This is a genomic window from Oxynema mangrovii CENA135 (assembly GCF_016632315.1).
Classification (GTDB): Bacteria; Cyanobacteriota; Cyanobacteriia; order Cyanobacteriales; family Laspinemataceae; genus Oxynema; species Oxynema aestuarii.
Genome location: NZ_JAEOXH010000001.1, coordinates 968,109 through 980,819, shown reverse-complemented (window position 1 = coordinate 980,819; position 12,711 = coordinate 968,109). Strand labels below are relative to the sequence as shown.

Annotated in this window: 10 protein-coding genes and 2 tRNA genes; 3 read left to right on the top strand and 9 right to left on the bottom strand. The window is 51.9% G+C overall.

Going from position 1 to position 12,711, the window contains the following annotated elements; translation table 11 throughout:
* Nucleotides 1-10: 10 nt before the first annotated feature.
* Nucleotides 11-214: a hypothetical protein gene (locus JJD41_RS03870; RefSeq protein ID WP_200664795.1), complete on the top strand. Its 204-nt coding sequence runs from the start codon at nucleotides 11-13 to the stop codon at nucleotides 212-214.
* Between the two features lie 143 nt (nucleotides 215-357).
* Here JJD41_RS03870 and JJD41_RS03865 read toward each other — a convergent pair whose 3' ends face one another.
* The 5 genes from JJD41_RS03865 to JJD41_RS03845 form a co-directional block, all read right to left on the bottom strand.
* Nucleotides 358-585, bottom strand: a complete 228-nt coding sequence (locus JJD41_RS03865) for a hypothetical protein (RefSeq protein ID WP_200664794.1) — start codon at nucleotides 583-585, stop codon at nucleotides 358-360.
* Between the two features lie 92 nt (nucleotides 586-677).
* Complete coding sequence (locus JJD41_RS03860; RefSeq protein ID WP_200664793.1) at nucleotides 678-1,463, bottom strand: hypothetical protein; 786 nt, start codon at nucleotides 1,461-1,463, stop codon at nucleotides 678-680.
* 877 nt (nucleotides 1,464-2,340) lie between these two features.
* Nucleotides 2,341-2,412 (bottom strand) — tRNA-Thr (locus tag JJD41_RS03855).
* A gap of 60 nt (nucleotides 2,413-2,472) precedes the next feature.
* Nucleotides 2,473-2,554: transfer RNA gene (locus JJD41_RS03850), tRNA-Tyr, on the bottom strand.
* Nucleotides 2,555-2,719: 165 nt separating this feature from the next.
* Nucleotides 2,720-3,862: a hemolysin family protein gene (locus JJD41_RS03845; RefSeq protein WP_200664792.1), complete on the bottom strand. Its 1,143-nt coding sequence runs from the start codon at nucleotides 3,860-3,862 to the stop codon at nucleotides 2,720-2,722.
* 813 nt (nucleotides 3,863-4,675) lie between these two features.
* On the opposite strand from JJD41_RS03845, the gene rimO reads away from it, so the two are divergent.
* Together rimO and JJD41_RS03830 are read left to right on the top strand one after the other, a co-directional pair.
* Nucleotides 4,676-6,031, top strand: coding sequence for a 30S ribosomal protein S12 methylthiotransferase RimO (gene rimO / locus JJD41_RS03835; protein ID WP_200664791.1), 1,356 nt, complete (start codon nucleotides 4,676-4,678; stop codon nucleotides 6,029-6,031).
* A 309-nt stretch (nucleotides 6,032-6,340) separates the two neighbouring features.
* Complete coding sequence (locus JJD41_RS03830; RefSeq protein WP_200664790.1) at nucleotides 6,341-7,786, top strand: DEAD/DEAH box helicase; 1,446 nt, start codon at nucleotides 6,341-6,343, stop codon at nucleotides 7,784-7,786.
* A gap of 158 nt (nucleotides 7,787-7,944) precedes the next feature.
* Here JJD41_RS03830 and hypE read toward each other — a convergent pair whose 3' ends face one another.
* The 4 genes from hypE to JJD41_RS03810 all read right to left on the bottom strand — a co-directional run.
* Nucleotides 7,945-8,970, bottom strand: coding sequence for a hydrogenase expression/formation protein HypE (gene hypE, locus JJD41_RS03825; RefSeq protein ID WP_200664789.1), 1,026 nt, complete (start codon nucleotides 8,968-8,970; stop codon nucleotides 7,945-7,947).
* 133 nt (nucleotides 8,971-9,103) lie between these two features.
* Complete coding sequence (locus JJD41_RS03820; RefSeq protein ID WP_200664788.1) at nucleotides 9,104-10,534, bottom strand: hypothetical protein; 1,431 nt, start codon at nucleotides 10,532-10,534, stop codon at nucleotides 9,104-9,106.
* Complete coding sequence (locus tag JJD41_RS03815; RefSeq protein ID WP_200664787.1) at nucleotides 10,531-10,854, bottom strand: hypothetical protein; 324 nt, start codon at nucleotides 10,852-10,854, stop codon at nucleotides 10,531-10,533. The genes JJD41_RS03820 and JJD41_RS03815 overlap by 4 nt, the downstream gene beginning before the upstream one ends.
* 10 nt (nucleotides 10,855-10,864) lie before the next feature.
* Nucleotides 10,865-12,711: CHAT domain-containing protein (locus JJD41_RS03810; protein ID WP_370583717.1), on the bottom strand; the 1,847-nt coding region annotated here is incomplete at its 5' end.

The window sequence follows — 12,711 nt, the reverse complement described above, 5'->3', positions numbered from 1 at the left end:
ATGGATCCAAATGAACAACAATGAAACATCGGAGGCGGTTCGCGATCGCCGCGAACGTCGCCAGTATCAGCGCCCCCCGTGGGGGACAATGAGTTTTAGAAAACCGTCGATGCAAACATCCCCGCACCGCGATCGCATCTACGGGCGATCGCCATTTTCATCGATCCAACCCAGCCATCCGCCAGAGTGCGAACGAGCGCGTTGCAACCCGTAAAATCATTGAGCAACGGGGGTGAAGCGATTTCACAGCGAGTGCGCTCGGGCAAAAAATATACGTGCAGTCTGGAAGTTGGGATCTGAAAATTCAAGTTGTTGTGGGAATTCGCAGTTGTCTTGTCTCTTTCTATCATACTCCATTTATTTCGGGTATCTCTCTGTAGATAGACCGTGGCGACCGATCGCGCCGCCCAATCCCGTCGATCTCGGCAGTTTTTCGAGGGGCGATCGCGGCAGAACTGCTGGAAATGACCACAATTCAAATCCCCTGCTACGACTGAGGTGTAGCCGTTTGCGATCGCGCGATCGCCTGCCGAAAACTTCCGGCAAAACCGAACGACGAGCCGTTCGCTCTCCCGGACGAATCATCGGCTCTAAAAAGATAATTAAGATTTTTCAAGCTCCTACCCGTGCCAATTTAGGGCTGCAACAGGTGGAAATCGGGCAATTCAGGCACAAATTCAGGCATTTTTGAAAAAACGGATAATTTCGCGAACGCGATCGAGGAATTCGCTATCGGCGCTCAATTGGGCGATCGCATTGCGCGCTTCCCGGGAGAGGCGATCGTGATCCGCCTGATTCGTGGCGCGCAAATCCTCGTGAGCACTCGCCAACCGGGATAAATCGTGGCGCAACGCTTCGAGTGCGCGGTGTTGGTTCGCCGTCAGCGAATTGGGTTGTTCGCCATCGAGTAAGTTTTCGAGGTCTTCCGTCGCCGTTTCTAACAAGGCGACGCGATCGCGCAATTCTACAATGTCCTCCCGGGGGTATTTAAACTCGCGACCGATATTAAATAAACGGGTGGCTAAATATTGATAAGCGCGTACCGCCGGACGCAATCCCGTTAACAATAAAGCCGCTCCCGAACTCAAATAACCGATCGCGCCGATTCCCGTAGCGGCGAGGAAATAAAAACCGAGGGCTGATAACACGTGCAAGGCGATCGCGATTTGCAGACTGCGGCGGGCAATTTTCTGCACGTAACGCAGTTGTTTGGTCTCCACCGCAATCCCTTTTTCTTGGGATTGTTCCCCTTCATCGAGAACCTGTTTCGCCGCAAAATGAATATTCCACGGAACCGTAGTGACCACCAACAACCACCAAAAACTGGCTCCCGCGATCGCCCAATCTAGAAAACTCCCGACGGGAACGTGCAACCATTGCAAAATCGCAAATACGAGCAAGATTAAAACGAATAAAACAACCGTAAAAATACCAAAATTTACGGGATTTCCTCGATATTCCATATCGCCTCTTTTCTATTTTGAGAGTAGGAATTTGTTAATTTCAATTTTGCGAAATCTGGAAACAAAGATCGCTTGAGTGTGACACTTATTGAGGTGTCATAGGATGAGAATTTTAGATTTTGTATGTAAATATCCTAGATTACTTCAAGTTCCGATCTAATTAAAAACGAGTCAAACCCTTGAGAGACAGGGCATTGCCCTGTCTCTCGAACTCCTGATTTTCACGACCTATTTAAGATTGCTATATATCCTTGCCGAACTTCAAACACTGCCTCTTTTGCTGGAGCAGGAACCCTCCAGAAGTTGCTATAGCTAATTATCCACTGATTGATTCGTTCTCTTCTGTCTAAATTGTGAATAACATTAAGTTTTAAACGTGCATCTAAGAATAGTGTTTTGTCTTTAGTATTCTTAATTTTAGTAACATCAGACTATGTGGCGTAGCGTGAATCTTGATATTTGGCAGTATCTATGACGATTTGTCTAAATAATTGCTCACCTCCTTTGCCAATTTGTCGGTAAACGGATGTCATACCTCTAGCAGCTTTGCGAGCAGCATATATTAGATCTCAATCCAGACCAATCCACGAATAAAATGGATCGGACCCCCTTTTTGATTGGCTTGACCAAATTTTGGCGGGTCACGCCTGCAAACCTCGATGGGATCGAGAAATTTTTGGAGGTATAGGCTTTCGTCAGGGATAAAATTTGAACCCGATTCTCGAAGTGGGTCCAGTACGAGAGCGTTTGCTGGATTTGGTGTTTCTACGGGAATGAGAGGGGGAATTGAAACAATAACTGGCGTCGATAGACGATAATAGATCGTCGAGCTATCGATGCCAGAAAACGTTACTCTATTGTTCTAATTTGTTCTAAAAGCCCGTGACGAGGATTGAACTCGTGACCTCACCCTTACCAAGGGTGTGCTCTACCACTGAGCTACACGGGCGATCGCGACTTAAGAAGCAAGCCTCCCAGTTTCGCGGTCTTGCCGGACTCGGCAAGGAAATGGGCCGGGCTGGATTCGAACCAGCGTAGGCGTAGCCAGCGGATTTACAGTCCGCCCCCATTAACCACTCGGGCACCGACCCGCGTTTTCCTTGCACGATTACTAATCCTAGCACAACGGCCTCAGATGTCAAATGTTTTTGCAATTTTTTTTTAAAAATGTCGGGCGATCGCCCACCCCCGATCGCCCATATCCCTTGCCCAAAGAGTATTTCAGCCAATTTAAAAATCTGCAAAAAATGGCTCCATCAACCGCGAGATCCGCGTTTGGGCGGACGGTTGGGATGGGAGCGATCGCCCTGGCGGTTTCGCTGCATTCGCATGGGAAAATCGCTCTCGTCATAAATTTCGCCGACCAATTCTTCTAAAATATCTTCCAAGGTCAGCAAGCCGACGGTCCCACCGTACTCATCGACGACGATCGCCAAATGCAAACGCTGCTGCAACATTTCCTTGAGTAAATCCGCAATCCGTTTCGTTTCCGGGACGTACACCGGGGGATCCATCGCCATCGTCACCGGACCGTTCGCCGTTCCCTCTTTCTGCAACGCGGTCAACTGACCGATGGCCCGTTTCAAGTGAACCACGCCGACAATGCGATCTTTGGATTCTTCCTGAACCGGAATCCGAGAATACCCCGTTTCCAAGCATAAATCCACCAAATCCTGCAAACTCGCCTCGTGAGAGATCGTCCGCATCTCGATGCGCGGTTTGACGACTTCTCGGGCGCTGAGACTGTCGAGCATCAGCGCTTTATTGAGTAATTGGTGTTTGTAAAGGTCTAAATGTCCTTTCCCGCCGAGGATTTCGATCATCAACTGCAGGTCTTTGACCGATTCTCCCTGCTGCACGCGCTCGGATTGCACCCAGCGAATCACGGTTTGGGCGATATTTTCGAGTAGTTGGACGATCCCGAAAAATGCCAAGAACTGGGAAAACCAGTAAATCGGACGCACCGATATCTTGAAATAAGACATCGAATTGTTAATCGCCAGAGATTTCGGGGTAATTTCGCCGAAAATCAGCAACAGGAAGGTGATTAAAGCGGTGGCGATTCCCAGTCCGGTGTTTCCCAACCACAGGGCAAATAAATTACTCGTCAAGATGGCAGAGAAGTTGTTGACGAGGTTGTTGCCGACGAGCAGGGTAGTAATAAAACGGGTGCGTTTGTGTAAAACTAGGGTAAAGATGCGTGTCGGATCCCCTTGTTCCTGAATGAGCGATCGCAGTTTGAGGTTGTCGAGGGAGGTAATTGCGGTTTCCGAACCGGAGAAAAATCCCGAGAGGACGAGCAGAAAAATCAAAACTCCTACATCGAGCCACACATTGCCCAAAAGTGGAGCAGGTTGAGCTGCAGCAATCAGAGGAGAGTCAAATGATGAAGCAATCACGATTGGGGTAGGGCTATAAGGAACGCGATCGCCCCAGAACCCGATTGGGTTTGGAGCTGAAAGGGACTATGCTTGCAAATCATAACGCGATCGCCCCCTCAAGTGGCGAGGGCGCACCGGGGGCGAAAGGCGGGCGAAGGGAGAGGGAGGGGGTCGGATCTCCTTCCCTTGAGGGTCAACGGGTACGGATACAAAAAAACCGCACGGAGGGTGCGGTGATTTCAGTTGTTCGCTCGCTGGAACGGACGGGGCTCCCGGCGTTTACCCGTCGAAGCGATCGCTACCGGGAAGCCGCCGAGAGCTGTAGATTCGATCGCGCTGCCTAATTCAAGGTATAGGCGGATTGCAAAGCCCACCAGATCAAGAAGGCAATCCCTCCCAAGATCGCGATCGACGACAGGGCCACCGCCACCGGACTGTCGGCACCCTTAAATTTCATAATTCCACGATTCAAATCAGACATAATGCCGCCATCCTTATATCTATACGCAATACCTCAAACCATCGCTATGGCAAGCGTTCGCACCCAAGGGGGGATGCCTACAAAAGAGATCCCGGTGCTGATTTGAGGGTATCCTGGAAAATCAAAAGCGCAAACCCCCTCAATTTTAACGGATTTCGTCGGGGAGATCGCCGCAGAGTTGGCGATCGGCGCAAATCGACCTAAATTTTGAGGAACTTGTCGCGGCGATCGGGAATTGGGATATACTCTAATTTAGATCTAAATTTAGAAAAGTTAACGATTTCAGGATCGATCGTCGCTCCCCGAGAGCAAAAGCCGAAACGAATCTGACGCTAAACAAAGCAAACTGCATGGGCAACAAGCCAACCATTGCTATTTCTCATCTAGGCTGCGAAAAAAATCGCATCGACACCGAGCATATGCTCGGCTTATTGGTAGAAGCGGGCTATAACGTCGATACAAATGAAGAACTCGCCGATTATGTAATTGTCAATACCTGTAGTTTCATCCAAGCGGCACGCGAAGAATCCGTACGCACCTTGGTCGGACTGGCAGAAGAACAGAAAAAAATCGTGATTACAGGCTGCATGGCGCAGCACTTCCAAGAGCAACTCTTGGAAGAACTGCCCGAAGCCGTCGCCCTGGTCGGAACCGGAGACTATCACAAAATCGTCCAAGTGATCGAACGGGCCGAAACTGGGGAACGAGTTAAAGAGGTTTCCGCCGAGCCGACCTACATTGCCGACGAAACCACGCCCCGGTATCGCACGACGAGCGAAGGAGTCGCCTACCTGCGGATTGCCGAAGGGTGCAATTATCGTTGTGCCTTTTGCATTATTCCCCACTTGCGCGGCAACCAGCGATCGCGCTCGATCGAATCGATCGTTGCCGAAGCACGGCAACTCGCCGCTCAAGGGGTGAAAGAGATTATCTTAATTTCTCAAATTACCACCAACTACGGCACCGATATTTACGGCGAACCGAAACTCGCCGAATTGCTGCGGGCGTTAGGAAAAGTAGATATTCCCTGGATTCGGATGCACTACGCTTATCCGACCGGGTTGACGCCACCGGTTATCGAAGCCATTCGCGAAACGCCGAACGTGTTGCCTTATCTGGATTTGCCCCTGCAACACTCCCATCCCCAAATGCTGCGATCGATGAATCGTCCTTGGCAAGCGGGGGTAAATGATAGTATTATAGAGCGGCTGAAAGAAGCGCTGCCCGAAGCAGTCCTGCGAACCACCTTTATTGTTGGATTCCCCGGCGAAACGGACGAACAGTTCGACCATCTGCTTCAGTTTGTGCAGCGTCATGAGTTCGATCATGTCGGCGTGTTTACCTTTTCCCCAGAGGAAGGAACGCCTGCGTATGACCTGCCCAATCAAATTTCGCCAGAGGTCATGGAAGCCCGCCGGGATGCCTTGATGCAGATGCAGCAGCCCATTGCTTTAAAGAGAAATCGAACTCAAGTCGGGAAAGTTGTAGACGTTCTCATCGAACAGGAAAATCCAGCAACAGGTCAGTACATTGGCCGCTCGGCTCGATTTTCCCCGGATGTAGATGGTTTAGTCTACGTGCGAGGCAAAGCTCGACTGGGATCGATGATTCCCGTACTGATTGAGAATGCCGATATCTACGATCTGAGCGGTCGGGTTGCCCGTGCAGCCGACGCGCTTCAGAGAGAATCCGTGGTTGTTTCTTAAGGCAAGCTGGCCTTCTCCGTTCAAGTGTGTGGCGATACGGGTGTTTTGGTTTGATGGGAACTTGACCCACGTAGGAAGGGATCGCATTGCACACTTGCCGAAGCTCGAACCCGACGGCGCCAAGATTTGCGCCTCGTGTTGACCCTCGTCGTGTCGCGGGACTTGAGTGACCCTCAAGGAATGCGGCCACCGATCGGGATGCCCGCGACCCAATCGATTCGCTCGCGATCGAGCCAGTCAGGGGGCGAACTGCAATCACTACTCAATTCGCTGCCGAATGCAGCGCCAAAGACGTTTTTAGGAGATTAAATGACTCTTTCGTTTCAAAGTCTTGGTCTTTCCGATGCCCGTGTAGAGCATCTAGCAAACAACGGCTTCACCGAGCCGACGGCTATTCAAGAGCAAGCAATCCCTCACCTACTATCCGGTCAGGATGTGGTGGGACAAGCCCAAACGGGGACGGGTAAAACCGCCGCCTTTTCGCTACCGATTTTAGAGCAGCTCGATTCGAGCGATAAAACCGTACAGGCCCTGGTGTTGACGCCGACGCGCGAGTTGGCGATTCAGGTCTCGAACGCGATTTCCGAATTGAACGACGATCGCCGCGTGCGGATTCTCTCGGTTTACGGCGGCGCCTCGATCGAACGCCAAATGCAACGGTTAGAACGTGGCGTGCAGATCGTGGTGGGAACCCCCGGACGAGTGTTGGATTTACTCGGACGCAACAGCCTCAAACTCGACACCCTCAAATGGATGGTTCTCGACGAAGCCGACGAGATGTTGAGCATGGGCTTCATCCAAGATGTCGAAAAAATCCTCAAAGCGGCACCGCAAGAGCATCAGACGGCATTTTTCTCGGCGACGATGGACGCCTCGATCAAAGCGCTGATCCGCAAATTCATGAACGATCCGGTCACCGTGGCGATCGAAATGAAAACCACGCCGAAGCGGATCGAACAGGCGGTTTACATGGTGCCGCGCGGCTGGTCGAAATCGCGCGCCTTGCAGCCGATTTTAGAGTTGGAAGATCCGGAATCGGCGATCGTCTTCGTGCGTACCCGCCGGGCCGCCGCCGAACTGACCAGCCAACTACAAGCGGCGGGTCACAGTGCCGACGAATATCACGGCGATTTGAACCAGTCCCAACGGGAGCGCCTGTTACATCGGTTCCGCCAACAACAGGTACGTTGGATCGTGGCGACGGACATCGCCGCACGGGGTCTCGACGTGGATCATTTGACTCACGTGATTAACTACGATTTGCCCGATAGTGTCGAAAGTTACGTCCACCGCATCGGTCGCACGGGCCGGGCCGGACGGGAAGGAACGGCGATTTCGCTGATTCTGCCTTACGATCGCCGCAAACTGCGTCAAATCGAGGATCGGGTGGGACAACGGTTCGATATTCGTTCGATTCCGACGCGATCGCAAATTGAGGCGCGCCATCTGGAGAAACTGCAAACCCAGGTGCATGAGGTGCTCGCCGGAGAACGCTTGGCGTCTTTCTTGCCGATTGTCGCCCAATTGAGCGAAGAGTACGATCCCCACGCGATCGCCGCCGCCGCCTTGCAATTGGCTTACGACCGCATCCGTCCGAACTGGGCCGAAAGCGAAGCGCCAGAAGAACCGATTCCGGTGTACAGCAGCAAGCCCCGGCGCAATGGCGATCGCCGCACTCCCCGTCCTCGTAAATCGTTCGAGGCTCCCAAGAAAAAACGCTCCTCGCGTCGCGAACCGATCGGCGATCGCAAGTAGGGTAAACCTCGTGCAACTGCCCTCCGAGCAGTGAGCGAACACAATGGGGATCGCTGACGGTTCCCATTTACCCCGCCTCTTTCTCGGGTTCTTAGATCGAATGGGGGACATCCCTCGACCGATAAAATCTCACGTTCGGGATCGTCCCCTCCTCTTCTTTAGCAAATACGGGGTAATTGTTCCCCACTCAGTACATCGACGATGCGACTCGCACCGATTTTACTCTGCATCGTCACCAAGCCTTTTCCTATCTCCGTAACGCGACCGATCGCTCGCGATCGCGGGTCGTTCCGTTGCAAAATATCGAGCGTCTTTTGTGCAAATTCTTCCGGGACGAACGCCACGAAACGCCCTTCATTAGCGACATAGAGGGGATCGAAACCGAGGAGTTCGCACGCCGCTTGCACGTCTTCACGGATCGGGATCGATCGCTCGTCGATCGCGATGTCCACTGCCGCCGCCGAGGCAATTTCGTTGAGGGCACTCGCCAGACCGCCGCGAGTGAGATCGCGCAAACAGTGAATTTCGATTCCGGCGTCGAGTAAGGCGGAGACCTCCCGGACCACGGGGGCTGAATCGCTTTCGATCTCGGTTTCAAATTCCAAACCTTCGCGAACCGCCATAATCGCGATCCCGTGACGACCGAGATCGCCGTTGACGATGAGGACGTCGCCGGGACGGACCGAGGGAGGGGCGATCTCCTGAGAATGTTCGACGACGCCGACTCCGGCGGTGTTGATAAAAATGCCGTCGCCTTTGCCGCGATCGACGACTTTTGTATCTCCGGTCACAATTTTCACGCCGCAGCGATCGGCAGCTTGGCGCATGGATCGGACGACCCGCCAGAGGGTTTCCATCGGTAAGCCTTCTTCGAGAATAAAGCCGACGGTGAGATACAGGGGACGGGCCCCACTCATGGCTAAATCGTTGACCGTTCCGTGGACGGCGAGGGAACCGATATCGCCGCCGGGGAAGAATAAGGGGTTAATCACGTAGGAGTCGGTGGTGAGGGCGATCGCCCCCGGCGGCGGCGTCAGCACGATCGAATCGTGTTGGGTTCCTAGCGAGTCAAAGGTGGGGGCGAACATCTGTTCGATGAGCTGGTGCATTAACTTACCGCCGCCCCCGTGAGCGAGTAAGATTTTGGGATATTGGGCGATCGGAATCGGACAGGAGAAATCCATTGAAGTCTGTAGGGTTGAAAAGAGAGCGGGCGATCGCCCCTCGTTCGAGAGGAACGGCGGCGATCCTCCGATGAGGATAGCAGGTGTTGCTACCCAACTGGGAAGCCGAGTGTTTCCCTACAATTTCCGAGCCTCATTTCCCCCGCTTTTTCTCAATCACTTTTCGAGCGATTAACCAAGAACCTACAGAACATAACCCACTGAAAATTAATGCCATTATCAAGGGGTGAGGTGAGAGAAAAGGTAGCTCTATTTTTTCACGATTGGGAAAATACCACGGTTGAGTGACTAGCCCGAAACTAGAAGCAACGATCGCCCCTGCAGCAATGCCAACCCCGATCGCCTGAATGTGGTCTTGCAGGTCTTGTTCCGTTTCCTGAAGTTTGTTGTTTATCTCAGCTTGTTCCACTTCCACAATGCCGCGCATGGTGGCAATACAGTCTCCGAATAAAGTTTTTCCCGGCATTAAATAGTTGAGGTCGGTGCGGATTTGTCCGAGAAATTGGGAACGCCGATCGCTGAAGTCTTGGAAAAGTTTTAACTCATTTTCTCCTTCTAGTTGGTTCAAATGATTGAGCGCTGTGATATAATTCCTAAAGTTGGTAATAATTGCCGTGCGTTGGTCTTCAATATCGCGGATGTAGCTGGCATAAGTAAACGCTTTGGGGGTAGTTTTTGAGATGGAACCCTTCAGAAAGGTTAATCGCTCTGCTGTATCTGCTGGCAAGGTTTGTAACCCCTGCATCACCGTTTCTAGCTGTTGATAAATCTTGCGGGCGTCTCGGTAACGCTGGCGGGCTTGGTGATAGCTAAAGCGGATTTTGCTGCGGGAGCAGAGCAGATTGATGAGGGGTTCATAATAGGTGGCGGAGGCTTCGAGTGGAGTGGTGTCGGGATGGCAGTTTAACCAGATGAGAATGTGGCAGGATTGCGCCGGATCTTCGGCGAAGTTGTCATATTCAAAAATTGGGCTACCGAGTAGTTTGCCCTGGGCGATATAGGATAGATTTTGCCAGTGGGAGTCTGCTTCTGCCAGCAATGCTTTTAAGCAGCGATCGGCGAATTTTTGCAGGGTTTCGGGGTGGGAAGTATCGCCATTGATGAGGGGTTTGGCAAACAAAACTAAGGTTTGTCCGAGGGAAGCTTGAATGCGATCGGGAAGCAGTTTTCCCTGGGGATTGAGGTGACTGAGTTGGTCAACAGAGACGCTACCCGAATAGCGAAAAGTGAGGTCAGCGGCGTAGGTGTCATGCAGTTGGAGGGCGTAAAGTTCACCGTTGCGGCGGGATTGGGGAATCGGGAAGCGCAAGCAGCGATCGATTTCCTGAGAAAGCAGTTCTCGAAACGGAACCGTTCCCCCATTTTCCGGGAGGTTGAACCATTGGCGGCAAGTGGCGAGGGGTGCGATCGCCAACTCTTGCCCCAATTCCTCAAAAGTCTGCCACAGGCGATCGCAATCTTCCACCCGTTCCCCTTCACCTAATGTCATATCGTGGCACAGGTGGAAAGCATATAACGTGAGTTTAGGATTCTCCACCTGTTGCGCCAGAGAATCCTCAGTCATGGTTTGTTGGACGGCGATTGGTTGCGCCGGATGGCATTTTCCAGCATTTGTTGGTAGAATTTGGGGTCTGGTGGCGGGGGTGCGATGCCGGTATGTCCCGGGACCCGATCGCCCTCCTTTTGTTCAGACAGCGCATCCAGAGCATTCTGGACCGATGGATGAGCCTCACACCAATCGGCGATCGCATCGGACATTCCCTCCTTATCCGAGGGCAAATTCCCCAGCAGTTGTTGCAGTTCCTCTTGGCAGTCCGCAAATAAAGGCTTTTGCGTCTCTACCAACTTGATAAAGTCTTGGATCGTTTCGTCTTCTTGTAACATGGTTTTGCTCCTACGCACCGATCGCACAGAACCCCGCCCAATAATAAGGCGAAGCAAACGGTTTAGCCGTTCCCTCCATCTTACTAAAACGCCGACGGAACTGCCCTCGATAAGTTGAACGTAACATTAGCTGACTTGACCACACCTGCAACCCCTCCACGGTCACATCCCGCAGCCAGATTTGAGCCTGTTTCAAAGCCAGGGGAACCGTTTCACCACTTTTGACATTTTGGTAAAATCGAATCATCAGCAAAGCGGTAGAGAGGTCATTCACCGCCCACAGAGAACAGACGACATTCGGAGCACCGGCCAAAATAAACCCACTGGGTAACCCGATATATTCATCACTGGTGGAGTTAAAGTCAGTAATCCCAGTTTCGCAGGCAGAAAGGGTGACGAGACGACAATTGCTCAAGTCAAGACGCAAGATATCCTCTATTGTGAGGCACTTGCCCAAGTCGAGGAGATTGCCATTTTGTAGGGGAATATAGCGGCTTTGGTCCTCATTCGGTGGCGGGGGTGTGAAGGTGCTCTTAGCTAACAGGAGGGCAGATTTCAGGGCATCTTCAAAATTGAAATAGCCGTGACAGGAGAAGTGAGTGCAGTGAGCATTTTTCAAGTTATCCCCATCGAGAATCGCTGCTTTTTCCGCTGCCTCATATTGGAGGATATGGTGCGGATTGAATAGGGATTGAATCGCTGCCACTTCGATATCGGTAAAGTCCAAGTCTTGGGTCGGGTTTTGGATAGCAAAGAGTTGGTTAAAATCGGGACGTTGGTTGATACGTTTTTGCGCTTGTTGCAACACCTGACAGTTAGGCGCATAGGCGACACCTTTGGGAAATAATTCCTGTAGGGGGATTGGGCGCAAGCATTGCGCCCCTACGGGGTCATGTAGGGGCGCAATGCTTGCGCCCTGGTTGTGGGTGTGATGAATAGGTAAAGCGTGGAGAGGGAACAGGTGCAGGAAGCGGTGAGGGATGAGGATGAGTTTTTTACAGTTGGGGAATTTTTCCCGCAGGTTGTGCAGGATTTCATCCAGGTGGAGGATTTGAGCGAGTTGTTCTAGGCGTTGGGGGAGGGTATTGCGCCATTGGCTGTTGTCTCGGCTGCGGTAGTCGTTGATATAGGCGTTTGTCCAGTCGATGAGGTTTTTGAGGTCTTTCTCAGAAGACTGCCAAAGGTTGAGGGTTTCCTTAGTGAGGGTAAAAGTAAGGAATTTATCGCCCAGAATATACCATTCCAAAATAGCGGTTTCCCTGTCCAGTAAAGACTGAATATCCCCGAAGTTCAAAGGTTTATAGGGATATTTTGCCTGGAACTCTTCCCGCAGTTGGGTGATGTGGCTATAGTCGGGATTGGGGTCTTGTGTGAGGCGGCGGTCTTCTTCAGAAATAGCTTGGCGGAGTTCTTGCAAGCGTTGGCGGACTTCTGTGGGGATTTCTCCGCCTGGGTATGCCTCATGGGTGGCGATGAGTTCTGTTAGGTTGCGGGCTTTGCTGCGATCTACATATTCAATGGCGGTAGTGTGGTTGCCCAGTTCTAGGCACACTTTCACCATGCCCCCATAGATACTATTCCATTCTTCATTAAAGTTGCGTTTATAACCCTCGGTGGTAATTTCACCGCGCAGAGATTCCACCTGTTCTAAGGCTTCGGCAAAGCTGCGATAGGCATGGTTGAGGGCGGTTTCTTTCTGGGAGGGACTATTACTGGGCAAGCGAGATTGAGCTTGGTAGGCAAAACCAGCGTTATTTAGGGTATCGGCAAGGTCTTTTTCCAGTCCTGGACGGCGGCGAATCGTGGCTGCTTCGTTGTAGGCGGTGATAGCTTGGTCTAAGTTGGTGGCTGGGTCTA